Below are 22,565 nucleotides of genomic sequence, written 5' to 3'. Positions count from 1 at the left end.
TTGGTTGCGGACCTTCAACGAACAGGGATGGCGCGATGCGTCTCGACGATCTCGATCCGACACGGAACGCACGCGACCTGGGAAGCGGCGGCGGCGGGGGCGGCGGCTTCGGCCTGCTCGGCCTGTTGCCGCTGTTGCTCGGCCGCGGGCGAATGGGCTGCGGCAGCTTCGCGATCCTGGCGGTCGTGGTCGTCGGCTATCTGTTGATGAGCGGCGGCGGCGGCATCCTGGGCGGCGGCGGTGGCCAAAGCGTGCAGCAGGGCCGGGTCGCCAGCAGCGGCAACGGCAACGTCGCCTGCGATACCGAGGCGGAGCTGTTCTCGTGCCGGGTGATGACCTCCACCGAGCAGACCTGGGCCCGGATCTTCCAGGAACAGGGCGCCACCTACCGCCCGGCCACGATCAACTTCTACCAGGGTGGCGCGCAGTCTGGCTGTGGCGCGGCCCAATCCGCGATGGGGCCCTTCTACTGCCCGCCGGACCAGGGCGTGTACCTCGACACCAGCTTCTTCCAGGAGCTCAGCCAGCGCTTCGGCGCGGCGGGTGACTTCGCCCAGGCCTATGTGATCGCGCATGAGGTCGGCCATCATATCCAGAACCTGACCGGTACGGCCGAGAAGGTGACGGCGATCCAGCAGCGCTCCAGCCAGGCGGAGGGCAATGCCGCTTCGGTTCGGCTGGAACTGCAGGCAGACTGCTATGCCGGCGTGTGGGCGGCCCGCAACCGCGACCGCATCGAGCCGGGCGACGTCGAGGAGGGCATGCGCGCGGCGCAGGCGATCGGCGACGACACGCTGCAGCAGCAGGCGCAGGGCCGCGTCGTGCCGGAAAGCTTCACCCACGGCACCTCTGCCCAGCGGATGAAGTGGTTGCGCACCGGCCTGGAATCGGGTGATCCGGCCCAATGCGATACTTTTTCCGGAGCGATCTGACCCGATGAGCGTGGCCTTTCGACGTGAGGACGACGACGAGCACAAGGAGCCGAAATTCGAGCTGCCGCTGCCGCCCGGCGAGAACCTGGTGACCCGCCGGGGCCTGGCGAAGATCGAGGCGGAGGTCGCCCGACTCGAGGCGGCGGTCGCCGCGGAGACCGACGACGAGAAGCGTGCCACGCTGAAGCGCGACCTGCGCTACTGGCGCGCGCGCTTTTCCACGGCGACCATCGCGCCGCCCCCACCGGAGGGCGAGGTCGCGTTCGGCTCTTGCGTGACCTTTCGCCTGAACGGCCAGACCCGCACCGTGTCGCTGGTCGGCAGCGACGAGGCGGACCCCGCGGCGGGGCTGATCCCGTTTACCGCGCCGCTTGCGGTGGCGATGACGGGCGCGGAAGTGGGCGACCTGGTCGATTTCGGCGGGCGCCCGGCGGCGATCGAGGTGCTCGATACCCGCCCGATCGCGGAGCCGGCGTCCTGAGTACGTCGCTTCGCGTCCTGGTCGACGCCGATGCCTGCCCGGTCAAGGACGAGGTGTACCGGGTCGCCGAGCGCCACGGCGCGCAGGTGACGATCGTCAGCAACGCCTGGCTGCGGGTGCCGCCGGGCGTCGAGCGGGTGGTGGTCGACAGCGGCTTCGATGCGGCCGACGACTGGATCGCCGAGCATGCCGACGCCCGATCCGTGGTGGTCACCGCCGACATCCTGCTCGCGGACCGGGCCCTGAAGGCGGGGGCGAGCGTGGTCGCACCCAGCGGCAAGCCGTTCACCACCGCCTCGATCGGCAGCGCCATCGCCGTGCGCGCGATCATGGCGGACCTGCGTGCCGGTGGCGAGCAGATCGGCGGACCGGCGCCTTTCTCCAAGGCGGACCGATCGCGCTTCCTGCAGGCGCTCGACACGCTGCTGGTGCGGCTGGCGCGGACGGGGTAGCGCAGGGCTTCCCAAGGAGAACCATCATGGCCGAACGTTTCGAGCGCCATCGCCAGCCCTGGCGCCCCGACGAGATCCAGAAGCTGCACACGCTCGCCAAGAAGGGCATGGCCCTGAAGGCGATCGCCAAGGCGCTCACCCGCAGCGAGGAATCGGTGAAGCAGCGCGCCAAGGAAGACGGGCTGCCGATCGCCAAGCTGCACTGATCGCGCGGGCGGGAGACCCGCGCCGTCGCCTGCGTTGTGCCTGCGTCCCGAACAGGAGATGCAGAAGATGAAGGCGATGACAGTAGCCGCCCCGGGCGGCCTGGACCGGTTGCGGCTGGAGGAGCGGCCGGAGCCGGGCGATCCCGGCCCCGGCGAGATCCGCGTTGCGCTGCACGGAAGCTCGCTCAACTATCACGATTATGGCGTTGTGACCGGCGGCATGCCCACCGACGACGGGCGCGTGCCGATGGCCGACGGCGGCGGCACCGTGGAGGCGGTCGGCGAGGGCGTCCGCGAGTTCGCCGCCGGTGACTCGGTGGTGTCCTGCTTCTTCCCGGATTGGCTCGCCGGACCCGCCAGGATCGGTGACTTCAGCCGGACGCCCGGCGACGGCATCGACGGCTTCGCGCAGGAGCGGGTGGTGTTGCCCGCCACCGCCTTCACCCGCGCGCCCAAGGGCTATGACGCGGTGGAAGCGGCGACGATCACCACGGCCGGCCTCACCGCCTGGCGCGCGCTGGTAGTCGACGGAAACCTCAAGGCCGGCGACACGGTGCTGCTGCTAGGCACCGGCGGCGTCTCGATCTGGGCATTGCAGATCGCCAAGGCGATGGGCGCGCGGGTGGCGATCACCTCTTCGTCCGACGAGAAACTGGAACGTGCCCGCACCCTCGGCGCGGACTTCACGCTCAACTACCGGTCCGAAGCCGAGTGGGGTCGCCGGGTGCGCGACTGGAGCGGGGCGGGGGTCGACCATGTCGTGGAAGTCGGCGGACCGGGTACGCTCGCCCAGTCGATCGAGGCGGTGCGGGTCGGCGGGCACATCTCGCTGATCGGCGTGCTGACCGGACGCGGCGGCGAGGTGCCGACCGCGGCGCTGATGGCCAAGCAGGCACGGCTGCAAGGGCTGATCGTCGGCAGCCGCGCGGACCAGCAGGCGTTCGTCACCGCCCTGGAGGCGACCGGCATCCGCCCGGTCGTGGACCGGCGCTTCGCACTCGAAGACCTTGCCGATGCCTTCCGCTACGAGGAAAGCGGAAGCCACTTCGGCAAGATCGGCGTCGAGTGGTAGGAGGCCCCTGAGCTTCGTCTCCATACAAAAAGGGCCCGGACCGAAGTCCGGGCCCTTGCCGTAGGTGCTGCCAGGCAGGGGGAAGCCTGGCAGCGCTCGGGGGCTCAGCGGAAGGTTGAGCCGCCCTGAGGGGTGGTGCCGCCGGTCGTGCTCGACCCCGCGGCAGTACCCGTTCCCGACGTACCGCCGGTATTGGCGGTGGCGCCCACCGTGCTCAGCGTGCCGGTGGAGTTGGTCGTGCCGGTGGTGGTGCTGGAGCCGGTCGTGCCCGTGCTGCCGACACTACGCCCCGCGGCCGACCCGCCCTGCGCATCGTCGCCGAACATCGCCTGGCTGTGCTCCTCGTCGCGCCAGTGGCGCTTCGCCTCGTCGGCGGTCTTGCGGATCTTCACCTTGTCGTCGACCGTCTCGATCCAGCGCGACGGGATCGAGTGGTGGCGGCCGTGGGCGTCGGCATCATTCTTGGTCAGGAGGATCCGGTCGCCACGCACCTTGTCGACGGTGCCGACGTGCTGACCGTCGGAGCCGACCACTTCCATATGCTCCTGGACGCGGTTCAGCGAGGTGCGCTGGCCCTGCCGCTCGGTGCGCCAGCTGCTGAACTCGTTGTGGAACTTGCTCGCATTCTCCTGGCGATACTCGTCATAGTCGCGATCGAACTCGGCAAGCTGGTTGCTGCGCCAGTTGCTGTAGTGGGGATCGTGGCCATAGCGGTCGTCGCGACGCTCGCGCTGCTCGTCATAGCGCTGGTCCAGCTCGCGGCGGCGTTCCGCCTCTTCGTCGCCGAACCACGAGCGGACCTCGTCGCCGGCGCGTTCCAGGAAGCCGCGCTCGTCATGGTCATAGCCCTGCGGCCGTCCGCCGAAGCGCCGCTCGTCGCGGTCGTCCCGGTCGCGGAAGCGGTTCTGCGCGCCATAGCCGCGATGATGATCGCGTTCGCCATGGCTGCGCTCGCCAAAGCTCCGCTCGCCATATCCGCGTTCGCCGTGGCTGCGATCGACGAAGCCGCGCTCGCCATAGCCGGAGGATGCGCCATAGCCGCGAGGACGCTGGTCGCGGTCGCCCAGGTACCGGCCGCCGGAGTTGCGGTCGCCGCCGTAGCGGTTGTCGCGATCCCAGCTGCTGCCTTCGTCCTGGTTGTCGACGTCGGTGAAGCGGTGGCCGTCGCTCGCATAGCTGCCGCGATAGGGCTGGCTCGACCCGCGGTCGCGATAGCGTCCGCCGCCGTATCCGCCCGAACCTTCGCCGCCATAGTTGCGCGCGCCGTAGTCCCGGTTACCATAATCCCGGTTGCCGTAGTCGCGGCCGCCATAGTCACGCTCGCCATAGCCACGACCCTCGTCGCGCCGATAGCCGCCGCGGCCGCGATCCTCGTCATAGCCGGCCGCCGCATAGTCGCGGGCGCTGGAATAGGTATAGTCGCGGCCCGAGCCGAAATCTTGGCCATAGTCACCCGCGGTACCGCGCCCGCGGGGGTAGCGTTCATACGCCATGGATCGTCTCCTGAAACGTCATCCTGCGGTGCCGCGTCTCGTGGCGCAGCTTCCAGAAATTATAACAGGTTAACGATGAGCCGGTTCCGCGCGCTGGACGCACAGCGGGTGCCGTTCGACGCACGATGCGGGGCGGTTTCGGAAGAAGGCGACGGTTGCATCGCCCGAAAAGCCCGGCTAAGGGAGCGGCCCCGGCTTTGCCGGGGACGGGGCGGGGCTGTAGCTCAGATGGGAGAGCGCTGCAATCGCACTGCAGAGGTCAGGGGTTCGATTCCCCTCAGCTCCACCACCCCGTACTCCAGCATTTTAGCCACTCGCGCCATGCTGGCCTCCTCGACCTTCTGACGACTTGACGCTTTTGGGACCGCACCGGGACCGCAGATGCGTGGTTGTGCGCCTGCCGCGCCAGGCAGCTGACATGTTGCTGCGATCGAGATTGGTTGATCGTAAACCTTTCGATACTCGCTTCGATGTTCGGCGATGCGTTGGTTCGACATTCGTTGGAGCACTCGCTGCGCATCCGGTGGGGAACTCGATACGAGTTTCGATGATTTCGCCTGTTGCGTTTATTGCGAATATCGCATAGCTAGTTCGGCAACGGAGACCCCCATGACAATGCCCGCTTTTGCCGAGGAACTCGGCAGTCGGCTGCCTTCCGCGAACGAGAAGGCGGCTGCTAATCAGTTGCGCCAGATCTTGGCGGCACAGGCCTCGGGTGACGCCACGCTACGCGTTCTTGATGATGAGAAGAAACCCACTGAGGTTACCATAACGCCTGGGTTGTCCAGGCTGCTGATGGAACTGCTGCGCCATGTGGGTCGCGGAGACGCGGTGACGCTGGTTCCGGTGAGCCAGATGCTTACCACGCAACAAGCGGCTGACATCCTAAACGTCTCCAGACCGTTCCTGATCTCGCTTCTCGAGAAGGGCGGGATCAAATTCGACACAGTCGGCCGACATCGTCGGATCAAGGCTGTAGACCTGTTCGAATACAAACGCGCGCGGGACGACAAGCGGGCTAAGGCGCTCTCTTCGCTCGCGGAAATGGACGCGGAGTACCTTTAGGCCTTGTTCGCCAACAGGTATACCGCGTTCATAGACGCTTGTACGCTTGCCAGCACGCTCAAGCGCAACCTCCTGTTGACCCTTGCTGAAGCGGAGTTTTTCCGCGTCCGATGGTCAGAGAAGGTGATGGATGAAACCCAGGTCGCAATCGAAAGGATACTGACGGCAAAGTCTGTGGAGGATGCCGCTGACCGCGCCGCCCGAGCGCGGCAGTGCATGGAGGCAGCGTTCGAAGAAGCGTGCGTGACGGATTACGACGAGTTCATGCCGTCATGCGCAGGCTTCCCGGATCCTAACGATGCCCACGTCATTGCTGCGGCCATGAGGACGCAAGCGGCGACGATCGTGACGGAGAATCTGTCCGACTTCCCTGCAGCCTCCCTAGCTAAGCTCGGCATAGAGGCGCGGTCGGCAGATGCATTCATAGCCGACACGATTGCCCTTGATCCCGGTCGCGCTGTGGCCGCCATTCGGAAGATGCGCGAGCGCTTTAGAAAGCCCGAGAAAACGGCGGAAGCGCTGCTGCTAGACATGGAAGCCGACGGTTTGACAGAAGCAGTCGATATGTTGAGGCCACACGTCCTATCACTCTGAGGGGTCGAACGCGCCTCGGCGTGATGATTGGAGCCGAAGGTGCACGGTCGTGTAGCGCTTCATCTCCGACCAATAGTCCTCGACCGCTTCGATCAGCTCCGCAAGGTAGTCGGGACGCAGGTGCCGGTAGTTGCGCTTGTTCGTGCCCTCGCCGATGTGCCCGGCCGCCGCCTCAATCTGCGCCTCGGGAACGCCGCGCGCGTGCATCTCGGTGATGATGGTGTGACGTAGGGTGTTCGGTGTTCCGCGACCGCGAAGCTTCGGCCGCGGCTCTGTCTCGCCCAGCTTCCGGCGCGGCGGAAGCATGGCGGGCTTGCCGCGCGCGTCCAGCACCGGTCGGCTGATCCCCGCTTCCACCAGGCAGGCATCGAAAGCATTGCCCAGGTCGTAGCAGTCGCGCTCGAAGAACTCGGGCACGTCCGGGTCTGCCCACTTCGCCGGCGCCAGCCCCGCGCGGTACATGATGACCTTGCCGATGATCCCCTCGAGCCACGGCGCCAGCGTCGGCGCGATCGGCACGATCGAGCGACGCTTGGACGTCTGGTCGCGATCCGGATCCAGGAAGAAGATCAGCCCGCGGTCGATCTGGTGATCGTGAAGGTCCAGGATCGCTTCGCTGCGGCCGCAGGTGCTGAGCGCGATCAGCGAGTAGAGGAACACGTGATGCCGCTCCGGGCGGCTCCAAGCCGCCTCCAGCAGGGCTGCAACCTGCTCCATCGAATAGGTCAGGTCGCGCGGCTTCGCCTTCTCCTTCGCTTCGACGTCCTTCACGAATGGAGCGGCTTCGATCAACTCCTCGCGCCACGCCCAGTTCAGCGCCCCGCGCAGCGCTGCCAGGTCGCGGCTGATCGTGTGGCCGCCGACGTCCTCGCCCTTGCGGAAGCCGATGAAGCGATCGACGAAGGTCTTGTTCACGTCCGCGACCGTCACGCCGCCCGCGATGCGGCCGAGGCGCTGCTCACGATCAAAGAAGCGCAACAGGTGCTGCACGGAGATGGCGTAGCGCGCGCTGTCCGCCTTCGTCGCGACGTGGTCCCGCATCCAGCCGGTCAGCAGCTCGGGTACCATCGCCTGCGCCTTCGGTTGGGGCTCGGCCGGCTTACTCGCCTCGAGGTAGTGGCGCGCTAGCGCTTCCCGCGCTGCCTCGGGCGGCTCAGCGCTGCCGCCTCCTCCAACGCCTGTCTTGCGGCGGCGCCGTGTACGAGCTGCGGGATCGTACCAGCAGATACTCCAGTCGTCTCGCTCGGCTCGGTATTCGAGCCAGTAGGATCCGAGTTGGACACGCTCAGCGCTTTGGGCATTCTGTCGCGCCATATGGAGACGAGCTCCTTCCTGCGTTCGTTGGTGAGAATGGAATAGGCGGGGGACTCGACCAGAGCTCGCACGACGTCCGGTGCTAGGTGCGCCTTGGTCCCGTTCCGCGCCGCGCGCTCCAGTTGGTCGGTGAGTTCGTGGAAGGGCAGGGTCACTGGCCCCTCCCGTGCGGATCCCGGATGGAGACGACCTTACCGACGCAGCGCCGTTCTGCTTCTGCCAAGCGATCAGCCTCGTAGGCCGCGTGACGCGCCTTGTTGGCTGCGACTTCCCCAGCTGAAATCTTGCGCGGCGTGCGACCGACCTGAAGCGCCAAGCTGATGCCCAGCCATTGCAGCTCGAAGAACTTGGCTGGGCCTTCGCTCTCGTCCGAGAAATCCATCTCCCGTGTGTCGAGACGGAAGACGTTGCTGGTGCCCCAATCATACCACGGCTCTAGCCAGGGCACGTGACGGCGGACGGTGCGGAGCAGCTTGTCCATTCCGATCTGCACGCCAGTTTGATTGCGCTTGCTGTCCATCACGCCGCCCCTCCCGAGGTGTCGACTGCAAGGAACAGGGCGCGCCACTCGTCCCAAAGCCGCGCAACTTCCTCAGCGGCCCTCATGCGCGCCGTGCGCTCCGGTGGTGAGATCGCGCTCGGGCGGCGGGCGTCCGCGGCGTAGCGCCGGTGAAGCGCCAGGGCCGCTTCGTCGAAGGCTCGCCACGCGAGGTCGGTGGGCGAGTTCTCCACTGCTTGCCGGATCATGCTGCCGGTTCCTCCGGTGCGGCTGCCGGGCGCTTGCCGCGGACATCCAGCGCAAAAGACAGCAGTTTCTCGGTGTTGTCGAACCAGCCATGGCTTGCCCAGGACGAACACGAAACCACCTTGCCGTTGGGCATCTCCACAAAGTTGCCGATGTCTTCCGGCTCGCTGACGCCGTCATTGACGCCGGAGGCAGTGACAGGGCGGACGTCTCCGTCGATGCAGAGAGCCCAGCCGATCAACGATACAGCTTCAACAGACCACTCGCCTGCCTCGTCTCCACCTGTGAATACGTGCAGAAAGTTGGTCCCGGGCTCCGCAGGAATCAGGTGGACGGGCGTTTCCCCAAACCTCTCCCATGTCGTCAGGCCCGTGCTCGTGGTGCCGTCTCGCAGCCGCAGCTTGAGCATTTCCACGCCATGCTTGTTCGCCTCCCCCGACGCGCTGGCGATCTGGTGCATCGGGATGAAGCAGCTGTGATTATAGACGCCGGTCATGAGCGGAGCTCCGGATTGATGGTCTCGAAGGGGCTAGGCGACCGCTGAGCCGCGGCGATGAGGCGCTGGAGCTTCCTGGCCAGCTGGTCACACAGCGCCCGCGTCTTTGCGGGTGTCTTCGTCTCGACGCTGGTCGAGCTGAGGAGAGCGATCATCGACAGCATGGCGTCGATGACCTCACCGCTGCGCACGAAGGCGGTGCGGGGCTGGCCGGGCTCGTCGACAATCGACACCGTCATGATCGCCTGCATCAGCGCCTCGGTGAAGCGTGCCTTATAGGCGTGGTCGATCTCGCTCATGCTGCTTCGCCCCGAGCAGATGCCTGGGCAAAACCGAGTGCGCGTGCCTCAGCAAGAACCTTTGCGGCGAGGTCTTCTTCAGCCTCGTGGCCCTCCTCTGCGATCTGGGCGATCAGCAATAGCTTCGCCATCATGTCGTCTGCTGTGACGGCGGGAGTGTCGATCAGGCGACGCTCCACCTCCATCAAGTCTTGGCCGACCACCTCGGACTCCGCGTCGCTGAGACCTGGGGCGCCAAGCTGGTGGAGCACAGTGTTCCGTTCATCGAGAATGCTGCGAAGGCCGGCTCCCTCCGCTTCAGGGCGCAGCTGGACAGGCGGCTTGGGTCCCACCGTTGCGGCAGGCCGCGCCTGGGCAGACGATGCGGGCTGACCGTGCGACGGATCTGCACCCATCGTAGCGAGGTCGACACCGCCAAGCTTCGCGAGGTCGTCGATCGCGCCCCAGACCAAGCGGGTGTACCAGTCGCTGGAGGACAGCCCGGCCCGGAAGTCTGCATGCGTCGGATCGACGATGGCGCGATCTGACCACGCACATCCTACTGTCCCCTTGAACGCCAGGCGCAGCTTCGCCAGCACGCCCTCAATCGTCGTCGCACGCGCGGTGAAGATGCGGTCTTCGGCTGCGCGGATCGCGGCGTCTGCCTCGTCGCTCGACGCTTCATCGAGATCCAGGTCCGCAGCCAACCACTGCATTGTGCCACGCCTGCACACTGCAAACGCGGACAGAAGATCGGCATCGCGCTGGATGAAGGCACCCAACCGGCCGAACCGCCGCGCGTCGCTGGTGATGCACTTCATCATCACTCCGACCTCGGTCAGGGCCCAGTCCTCCTCATCCTCCATGAGCTTCATTTTCACGGCCAATTCGGTCGGTCCTGGGGCTGGGGCGAGGTAGAGTCGCTTGCGGCTGTCCAGGTAAGCATCGACGAACGACCCATGCTCCTCCTCGACGGCTTCAAGGGCGGCATCAGCGGCGGCGCGGTCCTCATCTGTCGCAGTATCGAACCGCCTGCTAGCTGCGTCGTAGGGACCTTCCTCGTACGCCCGTAGCTGCTGCCGATCCTCCAAAACGTGGCCGTAAAGACGCTGCCAGTGGGCCAGAGCGCCGCCCATGTAAGGCGCCGGGGCAACTGCGTCGTCCAGGACTGCAGCAGCGTGCCGCTTGATCGCTTCCGCGCACAGAAAGCCGGGAAGCGAGTGGTCGATCGCTCGAGCTTCGCACACGAGCCGCATCATCAAGATAAGGCCATTGGCGTTCGGGGGTGTCAGTACCGCCAGTTCTCGCGCTGCCTCAACGGCGTCATTGTAAATCCCTGCCAGCTCGGCACCCGCGCCATCCACATAGGAGAGGCGGGCGATGCCGTCGTTGCGGGCAGCGATCGCAGCTTCTGCCGTCGCCAATGCGGTGTCCCAGGCGGCGAGATCCAGCTGCTGCGGCTCTGCGGCTACCTCGTCGAGGGTTCGCTCCGGCAGGCTGCCGAACGCCTGATTGATCGCGACCAGAGCCGCAGCCGGTCCGCGCGCTGGTGCCTGCGCGGCCGGGAAGTCGATCTGATTGAATTGGACCGTCATGGTGATCCCCATTCTCGCCGGCCCGGCATGGGCGGCTGATGGAGTGCACTGTGCAACATGTGCACATACCGGTCAAGCGGGAATGTGCACTATATGCACTTTCAGTCTGGCCAGTCCTCGTCTGGATACCACTCTGGTTCAGGGTCCCCGTCCGAATTGCGGTTTTCGGGTTCTCCGGCCTTTTTGGGCGGGAGTGCGGGCGCCTCGCCGTCGAAGGCCGCACGGATCACGCCGCCGTAGTCGGTGAGTTCCTGGAAGATGCACTGCACCTCGTGGCCGGCCTTCATGAGGCCTCCGATGAAGGGCGCGCGTTCGGCGGTCAGGTAACCCAACTGGATGCCGCGACAGCTGAACACTGCGATGGCATTCTCGTCTTTCGGGTTCTTGGGTTCCGGAACGAGTTTGACCGGCTCGCCAGGCGCGCACATCGCCAGCTCAAAGCGGCGCGTGGGGCCGCGCGTGTTCGGGTGCGCGGCGCCGACGACTGCCAGACTAAAGGCGGGACGGGGCATCTAGCACCATTGGCCGGAGACACCCGCCATGTCCATTTCTCACAAAAGCAGCAGTGGGCCAGTTTTGAAATGAGGCTGCAAAACACCCGCCGGCCGTGCGATAAGCGACAACATGGATACGGATGAATATGCCTATGGTGGCTGGCTTGTTGCGGTTCACGGCCCGCGGCCCCCAGTTATCTACGCCGCCACTTTTGACGCGCCAGAGGACGCTGTTGAGGCAGTCTCCAGCCAGCGAGTTGGTCGTGCCGAGAGATACGAGGTCGTAGGCCGTTTCTTACGGGGCGCAGAGGTGGTGCGTGATCTGCCGCCAGGCATTGCGGTGCCGTTCGAATGAACAAGCCCCCCAAGCGCCCGCGGGATCCTAACCAGCTGGCGAAGCTAATCGTGGACATCGCTACGGGCCAAGCAAGCGAGCCCGAAAAGAGCCGGAACGAACAGCGAGCTTCCAAGGCTGGCACCGTTGGCGGTCCAGCGCGGTCGAAGGCGCTCACGCCAGCCCACCGGTCAGAAATAGCCAGCGTCGCGGCGCAAGCCCGTTGGAAGAAGAGCTAGGCCGCCATACCTTCACCGTCCGAAGCCTTGCGAATCTCCACGTCTAGATTGAAGTCCTTCTCTAGATATATCGGCTCTTGGTTCGGGTTTACTGCTGCCCAGTGATCCAAATCGAACGTATGTTGCACGAGTTCGCCGACGACCTGTTCGCGGCGACGATTGGAAGAGCGGACCATCTGGGGGCGGGTTGCGTCATCAATATCCACCCAGAAGAAGAACGTCTCCTGCCCTTGTTGGATCGGGAGCGAGTGGTACGCGCGGTAAGGGCGACCTGTCTGCCGGTCGGTGCGGACTACCTCGCGAGCAGCCTCGCTGATCTGTTTCACCAGTCGCTTCATGGGATCAACAGGCGCGGGAAGCTCGACACCATTTTGGACCGCGAACTTAGCAATTTCTACCGGGTCCATCTCCTGAACGCCCGTCTTGACCTTATATAATTCAATCATCTTTTGCAGTGTTTTGGTGCCTGCCATCACTTAGTCCTTTTCTTACTAAATAGGATAGACGTCGCCAAATCCATCAGCGTCAGCGTTAGGGATCACAAACTGCCGAATAGGGGCAAGATGCTTACGAAACTTGTGATATTCTCCGGTATGTCGTTGGAGTTGTCCGGCTACTAAGCCCGGATGCACGTTCATTACCTTGGCGAAGCCAATGAGGTCTCGCTCCGAAAAGAATGGTGCCTTACGTTTAATGAAGGCATCCATCATGGCTCCGGAAACACAGAAGTCCGCCGCCGCTGCGTCTGCGATGGCTTCTTGCTGCTCAACTGAAGCTTTGAGGCCGATGCGTGCTCCACGACCGATGTCAATGTCCAGGATCGCTTGTCCGTCCATGCCATCGCGGTTTCGCACATGCTCTAGCTCATGGCGCAGCACGAACAGGAAGTTGTCGATGCGGTCAAAACGAAGTGTCATGCCGATTACCGGCGATTTGTCGTCTAGCCAAAAGCATGCCCCGTCGATCTTGCCGCCAGGCAGTCCCTCGACAATGACGAAGCGGATACCGGCTTCTGCCAGTATCCTAGGCACACGCGCCATATTTTCGGGGTGCCCCCGTAAAGGGACAATTTTGGCGATGGCCGCCTCAACTGCGTCTGGGCTGTAGCGTCCAACCAGCATCCCAGCGGCAATGGCCTTCACACGGTACAGCCAAGCCAATTGGGCCGGGTTTTCCTCAACTACGCTAGTCAGCGTCTTCTTCGCGGCGTGGGGGAGGATCTCAGCGTCTTCAAGCCGGTTCACGGCGAAAAATCGACATAGCTCGCGCTCCACGTTTTCGGTGTCCTGCATCCCGTCGGCGTTGATCCAGCCGCGGTCGATCATCTTCGAGACAGGTAAATCACCATAAATGCGCGCGCGGTTTGCGCGGTTGGAGCTGGGCCGCTCCTCAATGCGGGCTTTGGCCAGATCGTATTGCTGCTGCAGTTCGAGAAAGCGCGAGGCCTCGACGCCGAAGACGTCCTCTAGAGCGATTGCGGTTTTTGCTGTGATTTTGTTTTGACCAGAGATCAGTTTGCTGATGCTGGCTTCCCCCTGTTCAAGGATGACGGCCAGCGCGCGCTTCGACCAACCCCTAGTTTCGAGTAGGTGTTCGATCAGCTGGCCTGGAGTCCGGTATTCCATCGCAATCCCTCGTGGTGAATGGAAGGATTACGACAACTTTCCCAAAAAAGCAAACTGACCCTTTTGCTTGACTACGTATTGAGGCGGCGTACTGAGAATGCATGAACAAGCTGTCCTTCGGAGATCGCGCCAAGATCCTCCACCTCCTCTGCGAGGGCATGAGCATCCGGGCGATCGCACGGCTGACGAGCGCCAGTAAGAACACGGTAGCTAAACTGCTGATCGACGCTGGCAAAGCGTGTGCCGCCTATCACGATATCAACGTTCGTGGCGTGAAGGTGTCGCGGGTCCAAGTCGATGAAGTTTGGAGCTTCGCGTACGCAAAGCAGAAGGGCGGCCCGACCGCGAAGGATGCGCCGGAAGGTGCTGGCGATGCGTGGACGTGGGCTGCGCTGGACACTGATAGCAAGGTGATCGTCTCGTATCTCGTTGGTCGGCGCGATGCGGAATACGCCATGTGGTTGATGGACGATCTAGCGGCACGCCTTGCTCACCGCGTGCAGCTGGCCAGCGACGGCCACCGCACCTATCTTGAAGCCGGAGAGGGCGCCGGTGCCTGCGACGTGGATTATGCGCAGTTGGTGCAGCTGTACGGTGCCACCACCGGCGCACCCGGTCGCTACAGCCCCGCCGAGTGCCCCTGCTCAAAGAAGGACTGTGACGAAGGCAAGCCGGATTTGGACCACGTCTCAACCAGCTACGTCGAGCGTCAAAACCCGACCAGGGGGATGCACACGGGCCGCTTTAGCTGCCGGACCAGCGCCTTCTCCAAAAAGGCGGAGAACTACGCTTACGCCGTCGCACTGCACACGATGTATTACAACTTCGTCCGCATTCATGAGACGCTCGGTGTGACCCCCGCGATAGCGGCCGGGGTGGCCCATCGGCTTTGGGAAATCGCGGACATCGCAAAGCTAATAGAGGATGCGGAAGCTGCTCCGAAGCCCTTCGACTCGGCTCAAAGCCGCTTTCCTACGAAGACCACGCGAGCCACGATATTCACGAAGTCGATCGGCTCCTCATCTGGAGCAACGGCAGGGTTGTCGGAGAAGATTTGGTAGCGGTCGCCCTTCACCCGCAGCCGTTTGATCGCGGCGATGTCGCCGATCGTGTAGGCCCAAAGAGCGTCCTGCTCCTTCACCTCCCGCTGGGAACGGTCCAGTAGCACAAGGTCGCCATCGTCTATGGTCGGCAGCATCGAGTCACCTCGGCCGCGTGTCCAAGTCAGCAGTTCCGCAGGCGATAGCGTGATCGTCTGGACCCACTCTTGCGGAAACTGAAGCACCTGCACCTCAACCGGGCTGTCAGCGAACGTCGCGCCTAAGCCGAAGGCTAGGTCGATGTGCTGGATACCGACCGTTTTGGTGTCATCGTCCGCGGGCACCTGCCGTACCGCAGGTGTTTTGGGAGCTGGTTGTTCCGCAGAGATCCCGAAGCGGAAGAGTACCTCATCCCGGGAAACGCCAAGTGCCTTAGCGACGGCATCGGCGCGTCGGGCGTTGAGGGCCACCTTCCCGTTTGCGATCTTGTTTGCGACTGAGCGCTCGACCCCCATTGGAAGGGCAAGATCGCCGTCCCGAAGGCCTAGTTCTGCCTTCTTCGTTTTGAGCCACTCCACGTCCATGTGCCTATCATGCACACGGCCGGCGCCGCTGTCGTGCGCATAGGGTGCACACTTCCGACTTGACGCATGTGCACTTAATGCACAAGGTGTCCTCATGAGCACAGCCCTTGACGCCTACCTGAACCGCGAGAGGATCAAAGACGCGGACTTCGCTCCCCTGATCGGCCGCGATCGGTCGATGGTTAGCAAACTCCGCCGCGGGCTCGTACGCCCGACGCTCGAACTCGCTGATCGCATCGAGCAGAAAACGAACGGCGAAGTGCCCATACGTTCTTGGCTGAGCGCGCCCGCAGACCAGCAGGTAACAGCGTGAGCATGACGATGGCGGAGGCATGCGCGGCGTCAAGCTGCTTGCCCCAAGGCGCTCGCCGGCTGTTGGCAGGCCGCCTCTCAGTCATTCACCGGCACCGTGCAGCGAACGACGTCGACGATGTCGTCGAGGATGTAGAGCGCCGGCCCTTGCAGCGTCATGCTGTTCAAATCCTGCAGGCGATCCAGAAAGTGGTGGGCGACATCGTTGCCCAGGTCCTCCCGCAGCATCGTGTCCACCAGCGCGGCAACCATGTTGCCGATCGCGAGCGCCGTGACTTGGTTCTGCCGTCGAGCTTTTCGATCCTTCACCATGCAGAGGGAGCTACGGCATGAATGCGCCGCATTTCCACGCACCTCGCCGCACGTTTTCCGCGTCTCGCGCGGTTGAGGTGCAGGGCTCCGTGCTCACCGACATCAAGAACGACGATGGCGCCACCTGGAAGGACATCGGCGAGGTGCTCGGCAAGTCCGAGGACCGGGGCGCGGTGTACGGCGCCGGCACTTCGCCCATGGATCTGCCGACGTTCCTCCGCGGGTGCAAAGAGTGGAAAGGCCGGTTTGCCGATCCCATCCTGGCGCTCGTGGGCGGGCGCTGGGCGGACGCGGGTGCCGTGTGCAGCAGTGACGAGGCGCCGGCCTCCCTGACGCTGTCGCAGCTGCTGCCGGCGATCATCGCCGCCGAGCTTGACGGCGAGACTACCGTGACAGAGATCGAGCCGCAGGAGGTGCTGATCCGCCGTGTCCACCGGATCACCGGCCTCTGGCTCGACATGATCGCGGCCGAGCACGCGAGGCGTGCGGAATGAGCGCGGGGCAGGGCAGGGGCCGCCTCGAAGACGCCGAGTTCCGGCGGCTCGTCGACGAAGCCAAAGAGCGACACAACATCAGCGACGTCGTGCGGCGGCGGACGAAGGTCGTGCGCGCAGATCGCGAGCTGGTCGCGCTGTGCCTCTTCCACAAGGAGCGCACGCCCTCGATGCGCCTCAACGACGCCAAGGGCATCTATCACTGCTTCGGCTGCGGCGCGTCGGGCGACATCGTGAAGCTGGTGCGGGAGACCGAGGGCCTCGGCTTCATGGAGGCAATGCGCTGGCTCGGCGCGGCAGGGTTGCCGGCTGTCGATCCGGCGGCGCGCATCCAGGCGGCAGAGGAAGACGCACGAGATCGTCAGCGGGCGATCAACCGGGCGCGGGACGTGTGGGCATCTGCCGTGCCGGCGGCTGGGACGGCTGCGGAGGTCTATGCTCGCTCGCGGGGCATCACGATGCCGCTGCCGCCGTCGATTCGCTTCGCAATGACGCCCGCCTGGTACGATGATGAAGACGGGACCTGCGGACCTGACCTGCCGGCGCTCGTCGGTGCGGTGACGGACCGGACCGGGATCATCGGGCTGCAGCGCATCTTTCTGGCCAAGGGTGGGCAGGCGAAAGCCGCCATGCAGAAGCCGAAGCGCAGCCTGGGCCGGATCAAGGGTGGCGCGCTCAAGCTGGGCGGCGGGCAGGGGCCTGCTCCGGCCGAGATCTTCGTGACGGAAGGTCCGGAGGATGGGCTCAGCCTCGCGCAGGAGATGCCAAACCGTGAGGTGTGGGTGGCGCTCGGCACGGCGATGATGCCGTTCCTCGACTATCCGCTCGCGACGCGATCGGTGTGCATTGCGGGGCAGAACGACGCTGCCGGCCGCGCCGCTGTGGCCAAGGCGATCCCGGGCATCACGCAGCGCGGGTTCGCGGTCCGGACGATCTGGCCGGCCGAGGGCTTCAAGGACTGGAATGACCAGCTTCGAGGGATCCGCGCATGACCGGCGCCTTCGACCAGCAGATCGCGGCCGCCGACACGGTGAGCCCTCTGCACAACGCGGACGCCGAGATCGGGCTGCTCGGTGACCTGATCGACGATCCCCGGCGCATCGACCTCACCGCCGACGGCGGCCTGCGCCCGGCGGACTTCTCCGTGCCGCTCTACGGCCAGATCTACGCTCGCGTGCTGGAGATGTCGGCGGCCGGCGGTACGATCGACGCGACGACGCTCGGGCCGTTTTTTGCGACCGAGGAGGAGTGGCCGCGCGCGCGGGCGGTGCTGGCAGCGGCCGCGATGAACTCCGGCCCACTGGTGCGCACCAAGGGTTATTTCGACCAGATCCGGATGCTGTCGCAGCGGCGGCGCATGACGGCCGGGCTGCAGGATGTGGTCGCCTCCGCCCGCAACCTGGACGTCACCCGTGAGGAACTGCTCGCCCAGGCGGACGAAGCAGTTGCCGAAATGGCGGACCAGGTCGTCACCCAGCAGGATACCGTCGGCAGCTACGCCCAGGCTGTGATCGACAGCTTCGGCAAGCCGATCGTGGGCGTGCGCTGCGGGATCATCGGTTCGCTGGACGACAGGATGGGCGTGCTGCGCCCGACGAACATGGTCGTCGTCGGTGGGCGTCCGGGCATGGGAAAGACCTCCCTCGTCACCTCCTATTCGATCGGCGCGGCCATGCGGGGCCACGGCGTCCTCATCTTCTCGCTGGAGATGAGCGCGGACGAGCTAACGCGCCGGATGCTGGCGGACATGTGCTGCTCGGTGGATGCGAGCGTCCCGTACGAGGCGATCCGCGACGGGACGGTTAGCAACGCCCACATGCCGGCGGTACTCGCGGCCAAGCAGCGCCTCGACGGCATGCCGTTGGAGATCAACGAGACGGGCGGGCTCACCCTCGCCAAGCTCGTCCGCCAGGCGCGATCGCACAAGCGCCGGCTCGCTGCGAAAGGGCAACGGTTGGAGCTGGTCGTTGTCGATTACCTCCAGCTCATGGCGCACAGCCGCAAGGGCATGTCGCCCTATGAGCATGCATCCGAGGTGAGCACGGGACTAAAGGCGTTCGCCAAGGCCGAGGACCTGACCGTGATGGCGGTGGCTCAGCTGAGCCGCGAGCTGGAGCGCCGGCCGGACAAGCGGCCGATGCCTTCGGATCTGCGCGATAGCGGCCAGATTGAGCAGGACGCCGACGTGATCCTCTTCGTCTACCGGGAGGAAGAATATCTCCGTCGGGCCGAACCCGAGGACCAGTTCGGCCCGAAGTACGAGGCCTGGCGCACCGACATGGAAGCGGTGCGCAACAAGATCGAGTTCATCGTCGCAAAGCGCCGCAGCGGCCCCACAGGCAAGGCCATGGGCTGGTTCTTCGGCGCGAACGCCGCCGTCCGCGGCAGCGACTTCTATCAAAATGGAGCAGGCCGGTGAGCATTCCCGAACCGATGACGCCACCCGACTGCGATCTCCGCGGGCTCGAATACATGCCGCTGCTCGGACAGCGCCTGTTCGGCAGCGAGTTCGACGCGATGGCAAATGACAGCGAGTGGCGCGCAGGGCTGACGCTCTGGTGGGCCGCGTGGACGCAGTGCCCGGCGGCATCGCTGCCTGACGATGATGTCGCGCTGTGCCGCTTGGCGGATCTCGGTCGTGACCTGAAGACCTGGAAGAAGCTCCGGGAGCGCGCGCTGCACGGTTTCGTGAAGTGCAGCGACGGCCGGCTCTACCATCCTACCCTCGCGCAGCAGGCGCTCGTGGCGTGGGACAAGCGCGTCAAGGAACGCGAGCGGAAGGCGCAATGGCGCGAGAAAAAGAAGGGACAGAGCGGGGGACAAGACGGGGACGTCCCGCGGGACACGACGCGGACAGAACCGGGACGCGACGCGGATGTCCCCGCTGACGTGACGAGACGGGACAGTAGTTATTCCGTAGCTAACGCTACGGGCGCTTCCGCGCCGCCTCCGGCTGTTCCGGAAGATGCGTCCAAGAACGGACCGATCGACCCGGGCAAGGCGCTGTTCGACGCCGGAGTGGCGCTGCTGGTCGGGAGCGGCATGCGAGACCGCAGTGCCCGAGCCTGCATCGCGAAATGGAGGAAGGATCGAGGCGACCCGTGGACGCGGGAGGCGATCGCCAGCGCTGCCGGGAAGAGCGACCCGGTGTCGTGGATTGAGGGACGGCGCCACACACAGACCGCCGATGCGGATGAGGCTCTCGCGATCAGCCGGGCGACTGCCGAGCGGTACCGGAGGATGGACATGCCGGGGCCACCGCGAGCCGCTGCTGGGGAGGGGCGATGATGGTCGAGGGCAACTGCGGCGGCTGCCGATTTTGGAACCGCCTGCGCACCACCAGCGCATGGGAATTGGACCACGGCTACGAGCTGCAGGACGATCACACCGGCATGTGCCGCCGCTTCCCGCCGGTGGGTCGCCGTCCCGATCTGGAGTGCAAGAGCTCCAACAGTGCGGAGGCGGCAAGAGCTGCTCACTGGCCGGTGACATGGGAACACGATTGGTGCGGCGAGTTCGACGCCGCGGTTAGGGTGGTTGCATGATCGGGATGGACGAAACTCGGGCGGAGCGGATTGCGCGAGCTCGGCAGGAATTGGCGGATCGTTACGCTGCCGATCCTGGCGCGGTGAGCGCGTTCAACCTCCGCATGGCGAGGCTCGCGGCTGCACGAAAGCGCGAGCGTCAGCGGGTTGATCACTTGGTGCTGGGCAAACCGCGGCCCAAGCCTGTTCCCTTGAAGCCTGCCGGTATGTCGCGCGCCGAATGGAAGGTGGAGCGGAAGCGGCAGCTCGCGGCCGGCGCTCAGCTTGAGCCCGGGCTCGAGGAGGCGCTGAAGCTGAAGGAGGCTTGGTCGCACAAGCAGACGGGTACCCCGGAGACGCACGAACACGCCGAGCGCACGCATGCCGACGCGCTGATCCAGCTCGAGCGTAACGGCACGATCGACAAGGAGCAGCTGGAGTGGGCGGCTCAGATCGCCAACGTCTACCGGAGCCTGGAGGCTGACGTCGCGCTCAAGGTTGCGAGCTTCGAGGCGCGGGTGGACAGCTCGCGGCAGTGCGGCGGGCTCGTCGTGGAGAGCGTGCGGCGGGTGCGGCTGCATCTGGCATACGGATACTGGCGGGAGGGGCTGCCCCAGCCGCGGCAGATGGTGCTCGACATGATCGTTGGGGATCCGATTGGGTACACGGTCGCGGCGAAGCGCTACTGCGTTCACAACCGGAAGGCGAAGCGGTTCCTGCTGGACGCGATCAATGCCTGGCCGGACTGTGTCCGGCGTGCGTACCGGGTGTACAGTGACGTCGACATCGAAGCTGCGGCCCAGGCTGCGGGCTGATGCGCGAGGGAACTCGCATCACCTCGTCTCCCGAGCGCCGGGTGGGATTCGCTCGGCCGCTACCGGGGATCTCGGGGGCGCAGGGTGTGATGACGCCGCGACGGCTGCGGCTTTCATCGCTCTTCACGCAATGTCGCCGATTTGCCATAGCGGCCCGGCATGTTAACCTGTGGCCGGCAAACCTTATCTACCGGGGGAGCGCCATCGTCGCAGGAGTGAGATTCACATGAGCTCGCGTAAGGAGAGCCGACCCAACCTCGACGTCAGCGATTCTGCCTTTGAGGAGTCGCTGGAACGCCTTATTCGTTCGATTCCTAATAACCTAGCGACCGTGCATCAGCGCGTAGAAAAAGGGGCAGAGGAACTTGAACGAGAAGCCAGAGAACACTTCCGCGACATCAGATCCGGCGGACGGCGATTCAAGCGCCCCTTTCGTCCTTGATTTCCTTTACCACGACAGCCGTAGGATCGGATCTTTTCTGTCACAGTTTGAGGGTGACGGCCACCTTCAGCAGCTGACGACGACCAAGAATGGTTCGCGCGGAAAGAAGGAGACAGGGTCTCGGGACGTGAAAGGAACCCTCGGCGTCGCCTCAGGCGCGCTGACAGGCTCTACCGAGACGTCGCTGAGTATGGCCGAGGGGTACTCCAGGGTGCTCGATCCCTATTGGGCGAATGCCAGGGCTTTCCTTGATTACCTGAGTGAACGCGAAATGATTCAGCGCGATCTGAGCGCTGCTGATATCGGCCAATTTGTTCTTGCGAAGGGTTGGTTGAATATCCTGGACCTGGCCATGATGAAGGACGCCTGGAAACTTCCTGCGATTCAAAGGAAGGCAAAGGCTGGCGCAGTTCCTACGACACCTACATCTAAGATGACGGCGGCGCAAAAGGCTGAGATCCGAGAGCAAAAAGAAAATACTGAGATGTTCTTGGAAATGATTCAGTTGATGCCTCATTCGGTTCATGCCTCTATGATCACGAGCGACGACGAGCCGAAGCTCGTGTGGTGTTCGTTGCGCGAGGAGTATCTAACGACACCTGCTAGCGATCTAATGCTTGCGCACGGGGCGAGGATGCCAGGCGAGTGGTCGATCGTAGGAATTTTGACTGCGCCTCCGGAGTACATTGTACCCGAATTTGAGGCAGCAAATGATAGCTCAGTTCCAGGACTTATGCACAGCATGGTCGGTCAGATGTCTCAGACCCTTGCGCCATTGGTTCGAGTGGCGCTGGGAAGGCCTGCCGCCGCCAACGCCATCACGCCCTTGCTGATCTTCCGGGAAGTAACCTAGGGCTCCGGGGCAAGGGTCGGAAGAAGGATTGAGAGCTATTGCAATCGGCCACGAAACGTGCCAAATAATCCCTGCGGCAGCTATGTCTGGCGCAGACGGCCCGCCTCTCTGGCGGGCTTCTTCGTTTCTGGAGGTGGCGATGGTGGGCAGGGTGCTCAGTCCATCCGATCGCCTGCGGCACCTCGCTGCTGATATTGAAGTGCTGGCGGACGCTATGGAGCGGCCGTCCCGCACAACGGCGCGCGCTGATATGCTGATCGCCGAATGCGAGCGCATCGCTGCTGACGTGCGCGCTGTGGTGCGCGGGCCGACGCTGCCTCGCTCGTCGACCCCGCCGCTCCAAGCTATTGCTACCTAGACGGCTGGCAGTCGTCCTACGCTGCGCTGGATGGAGCCGTTGCTTGTTCAAGCCGGCGTTCCGCAAACCAGGCGTCGTCGCGCTTCCAAGGCGCCGTGGCCTCCACAAGCGCTTCTGCGATCATCGCCAGCCGTGCCTGCATCACCTCGATCGCGTCTTTATCAGCGAAGTAGCCCCCCGAGAGCGTTACCGGCAGATCGAACGAGGATGATAGGCGATCATCGATGGGTGGGCCGGGCTGGGCAACTCGGAAGGTGGCGACCATCCCGCCGCGCCTGCGCGCTTCCTTCGGGTGCACAGTGACGCCGGCTAGCGTGATCTCGAAATTGATCGGCATGTCTGCCTCCTTGTCGTGAGCAGAGGATGGTCGAGCTACCCTACGCCGAAGGCAACCCCACACCCGGCCCTTTGGGTCC

The 22,565-nt window shown here is 64.6% G+C and carries 28 protein-coding genes, 1 tRNA gene and 1 pseudogene; 17 read left to right on the top strand and 13 right to left on the bottom strand.

The genetic code is table 11. From position 1 onward, the window contains the following. The first annotated feature begins 35 nt into the window (after positions 1-35). The 5 genes from VPH46_RS07060 to VPH46_RS07040 all read left to right on the top strand — a co-directional run bounded on the left by VPH46_RS07060 (position 36) and on the right by VPH46_RS07040 (position 3,143). Positions 36-932, top strand: coding sequence for a neutral zinc metallopeptidase (locus VPH46_RS07060; RefSeq protein ID WP_416610001.1), 897 nt, complete (start codon positions 36-38; stop codon positions 930-932). A gap of 4 nt (positions 933-936) precedes the next feature. Beyond that, positions 937-1,413: a GreA/GreB family elongation factor gene (locus VPH46_RS07055; protein ID WP_416609999.1), complete on the top strand. Its 477-nt coding sequence runs from the start codon at positions 937-939 to the stop codon at positions 1,411-1,413. Further along, on the top strand, positions 1,410-1,865 hold the full coding sequence (locus VPH46_RS07050) for a YaiI/YqxD family protein (protein WP_416610029.1): 456 nt from the start codon (positions 1,410-1,412) through the stop codon (positions 1,863-1,865). Before VPH46_RS07055 ends, VPH46_RS07050 begins: the two co-directional genes overlap by 4 nt. Positions 1,866-1,891: 26 nt before the next feature. Further along, the gene (locus tag VPH46_RS07045) at positions 1,892-2,071 is read left to right on the top strand and encodes a hypothetical protein (RefSeq protein ID WP_125962215.1); all 180 of its coding nucleotides are present in this window, start codon (positions 1,892-1,894) and stop codon (positions 2,069-2,071) included. A gap of 67 nt (positions 2,072-2,138) precedes the next feature. Beyond that, positions 2,139-3,143, top strand: coding sequence for a zinc-dependent alcohol dehydrogenase family protein (locus tag VPH46_RS07040; RefSeq protein WP_416610027.1), 1,005 nt, complete (start codon positions 2,139-2,141; stop codon positions 3,141-3,143). Between the two features lie 104 nt (positions 3,144-3,247). Here the strand turns inward: VPH46_RS07040 and VPH46_RS07035 are convergent, their stop codons facing one another. After that, the gene (locus VPH46_RS07035; RefSeq protein WP_416609997.1) at positions 3,248-4,636 is read right to left on the bottom strand and encodes a DUF2171 domain-containing protein; all 1,389 of its coding nucleotides are present in this window, start codon (positions 4,634-4,636) and stop codon (positions 3,248-3,250) included. Positions 4,637-4,849: 213 nt separating this feature from the next. On the opposite strand from VPH46_RS07035, the gene VPH46_RS07030 reads away from it, so the two are divergent. From VPH46_RS07030 to VPH46_RS07020, 3 genes are all read left to right on the top strand, one after another. Then, positions 4,850-4,925 (top strand) — tRNA-Ala (locus VPH46_RS07030). 320 nt (positions 4,926-5,245) lie between these two features. Continuing rightward, positions 5,246-5,701, top strand: a complete 456-nt coding sequence (locus tag VPH46_RS07025; RefSeq protein ID WP_416609995.1) for a helix-turn-helix domain-containing protein — start codon at positions 5,246-5,248, stop codon at positions 5,699-5,701. A gap of 3 nt (positions 5,702-5,704) precedes the next feature. Continuing rightward, positions 5,705-6,295, top strand: coding sequence for a PIN domain-containing protein (locus VPH46_RS07020; protein WP_416609993.1), 591 nt, complete (start codon positions 5,705-5,707; stop codon positions 6,293-6,295). On the opposite strand, the gene VPH46_RS07015 is transcribed toward VPH46_RS07020, so the two are convergent. The 9 genes from VPH46_RS07015 to VPH46_RS06975 all read right to left on the bottom strand — a co-directional run bounded on the left by VPH46_RS07015 (position 6,287) and on the right by VPH46_RS06975 (position 13,415). After that, positions 6,287-7,363 carry a tyrosine-type recombinase/integrase gene (locus VPH46_RS07015; RefSeq protein ID WP_416609991.1) on the bottom strand — a complete coding sequence of 359 codons (1,077 nt, stop codon included), beginning with the start codon at positions 7,361-7,363 and terminating at the stop codon, positions 6,287-6,289. The two genes, VPH46_RS07020 and VPH46_RS07015, sit on opposite strands and share 9 nt — an antisense overlap. 397 nt (positions 7,364-7,760) lie before the next feature. Further along, the gene (locus tag VPH46_RS07010; RefSeq protein ID WP_416609989.1) at positions 7,761-8,132 is read right to left on the bottom strand and encodes a hypothetical protein; all 372 of its coding nucleotides are present in this window, start codon (positions 8,130-8,132) and stop codon (positions 7,761-7,763) included. Next, positions 8,129-8,356: a hypothetical protein gene (locus VPH46_RS07005; protein WP_416609987.1), complete on the bottom strand. Its 228-nt coding sequence runs from the start codon at positions 8,354-8,356 to the stop codon at positions 8,129-8,131. Before VPH46_RS07005 ends, VPH46_RS07010 begins: the two co-directional genes overlap by 4 nt. Further along, positions 8,353-8,850 carry a hypothetical protein gene (locus VPH46_RS07000; RefSeq protein ID WP_416609985.1) on the bottom strand — a complete coding sequence of 166 codons (498 nt, stop codon included), beginning with the start codon at positions 8,848-8,850 and terminating at the stop codon, positions 8,353-8,355. The genes VPH46_RS07005 and VPH46_RS07000 overlap by 4 nt, the downstream gene beginning before the upstream one ends. Further along, the gene (locus VPH46_RS06995) at positions 8,847-9,149 is read right to left on the bottom strand and encodes a hypothetical protein (protein ID WP_416609983.1); all 303 of its coding nucleotides are present in this window, start codon (positions 9,147-9,149) and stop codon (positions 8,847-8,849) included. The genes VPH46_RS07000 and VPH46_RS06995 overlap by 4 nt, the downstream gene beginning before the upstream one ends. Then, complete coding sequence (locus VPH46_RS06990) at positions 9,146-10,735, bottom strand: hypothetical protein (protein ID WP_416609981.1); 1,590 nt, start codon at positions 10,733-10,735, stop codon at positions 9,146-9,148. The genes VPH46_RS06995 and VPH46_RS06990 overlap by 4 nt, the downstream gene beginning before the upstream one ends. A gap of 89 nt (positions 10,736-10,824) precedes the next feature. Then, on the bottom strand, positions 10,825-11,235 hold the full coding sequence (locus tag VPH46_RS06985; RefSeq protein WP_416609979.1) for an HIRAN domain-containing protein: 411 nt from the start codon (positions 11,233-11,235) through the stop codon (positions 10,825-10,827). A gap of 551 nt (positions 11,236-11,786) precedes the next feature. Next, on the bottom strand, positions 11,787-12,263 hold the full coding sequence (locus tag VPH46_RS06980; RefSeq protein ID WP_416609977.1) for a hypothetical protein: 477 nt from the start codon (positions 12,261-12,263) through the stop codon (positions 11,787-11,789). A gap of 18 nt (positions 12,264-12,281) precedes the next feature. Next, on the bottom strand, positions 12,282-13,415 hold the full coding sequence (locus VPH46_RS06975; RefSeq protein WP_416609975.1) for a HigA family addiction module antitoxin: 1,134 nt from the start codon (positions 13,413-13,415) through the stop codon (positions 12,282-12,284). Between the two features lie 101 nt (positions 13,416-13,516). Between VPH46_RS06975 and VPH46_RS06970 the strand changes: the two are divergent. Continuing rightward, positions 13,517-14,359 (top strand): annotated as a pseudogene (locus VPH46_RS06970) (helix-turn-helix domain-containing protein); the annotation flags it as partial. A gap of 14 nt (positions 14,360-14,373) precedes the next feature. On the opposite strand, the gene VPH46_RS06965 reads toward VPH46_RS06970, so the two are convergent. After that, positions 14,374-15,039 (bottom strand): LexA family transcriptional regulator, encoded by a 666-nt coding sequence (locus tag VPH46_RS06965; RefSeq protein WP_416609973.1) that lies wholly within the window; start codon positions 15,037-15,039, stop codon positions 14,374-14,376. A 94-nt stretch (positions 15,040-15,133) separates the two neighbouring features. Between VPH46_RS06965 and VPH46_RS06960 the strand changes: the two genes are divergently transcribed. Further along, positions 15,134-15,352 (top strand): hypothetical protein, encoded by a 219-nt coding sequence (locus VPH46_RS06960; RefSeq protein WP_416609971.1) that lies wholly within the window; start codon positions 15,134-15,136, stop codon positions 15,350-15,352. Between the two features lie 77 nt (positions 15,353-15,429). On the opposite strand, the gene VPH46_RS06955 is transcribed toward VPH46_RS06960, so the two are convergent. After that, positions 15,430-15,663: a hypothetical protein gene (locus VPH46_RS06955; protein ID WP_416609969.1), complete on the bottom strand. Its 234-nt coding sequence runs from the start codon at positions 15,661-15,663 to the stop codon at positions 15,430-15,432. A 17-nt stretch (positions 15,664-15,680) separates the two neighbouring features. Between VPH46_RS06955 and VPH46_RS06950 the strand changes: the two genes are divergently transcribed. The 7 genes from VPH46_RS06950 (at position 15,681) to VPH46_RS06920 (ending at position 21,791) form a co-directional block, all read left to right on the top strand. Further along, complete coding sequence (locus tag VPH46_RS06950; RefSeq protein ID WP_416609967.1) at positions 15,681-16,157, top strand: hypothetical protein; 477 nt, start codon at positions 15,681-15,683, stop codon at positions 16,155-16,157. Then, positions 16,154-17,149: a CHC2 zinc finger domain-containing protein gene (locus tag VPH46_RS06945; RefSeq protein WP_416609965.1), complete on the top strand. Its 996-nt coding sequence runs from the start codon at positions 16,154-16,156 to the stop codon at positions 17,147-17,149. The genes VPH46_RS06950 and VPH46_RS06945 overlap by 4 nt, the downstream gene beginning before the upstream one ends. Further along, complete coding sequence (locus VPH46_RS06940; protein WP_416609963.1) at positions 17,146-18,576, top strand: replicative DNA helicase; 1,431 nt, start codon at positions 17,146-17,148, stop codon at positions 18,574-18,576. Before VPH46_RS06945 ends, VPH46_RS06940 begins: the two co-directional genes overlap by 4 nt. Beyond that, on the top strand, positions 18,573-19,445 hold the full coding sequence (locus VPH46_RS06935; RefSeq protein ID WP_416609961.1) for a hypothetical protein: 873 nt from the start codon (positions 18,573-18,575) through the stop codon (positions 19,443-19,445). The genes VPH46_RS06940 and VPH46_RS06935 overlap by 4 nt, the downstream gene beginning before the upstream one ends. Next, positions 19,442-19,702 (top strand): hypothetical protein, encoded by a 261-nt coding sequence (locus VPH46_RS06930; RefSeq protein WP_416609959.1) that lies wholly within the window; start codon positions 19,442-19,444, stop codon positions 19,700-19,702. Before VPH46_RS06935 ends, VPH46_RS06930 begins: the two co-directional genes overlap by 4 nt. Continuing rightward, positions 19,699-20,496, top strand: a complete 798-nt coding sequence (locus tag VPH46_RS06925) for a hypothetical protein (protein WP_416609957.1) — start codon at positions 19,699-19,701, stop codon at positions 20,494-20,496. Before VPH46_RS06930 ends, VPH46_RS06925 begins: the two co-directional genes overlap by 4 nt. A gap of 365 nt (positions 20,497-20,861) precedes the next feature. After that, positions 20,862-21,791, top strand: coding sequence for a hypothetical protein (locus VPH46_RS06920; protein ID WP_416609955.1), 930 nt, complete (start codon positions 20,862-20,864; stop codon positions 21,789-21,791). A 374-nt stretch (positions 21,792-22,165) separates the two neighbouring features. Here the strand turns inward: VPH46_RS06920 and VPH46_RS06915 are convergent, their stop codons facing one another. Beyond that, positions 22,166-22,486 carry a hypothetical protein gene (locus VPH46_RS06915; RefSeq protein WP_416609953.1) on the bottom strand — a complete coding sequence of 107 codons (321 nt, stop codon included), beginning with the start codon at positions 22,484-22,486 and terminating at the stop codon, positions 22,166-22,168. Positions 22,487-22,565: the final 79 nt, after the last annotated feature.

The sequence above is a fragment of the Sphingomonas sp. MJ1 (PH-R8) genome, assembly GCF_048058635.1.
Classification (GTDB): domain Bacteria; phylum Pseudomonadota; class Alphaproteobacteria; order Sphingomonadales; family Sphingomonadaceae; genus Sphingomonas.
The sequence above is the reverse complement of the archived record's forward strand: the minus strand, read 5'-3'. Positions and strand labels throughout refer to the sequence as shown.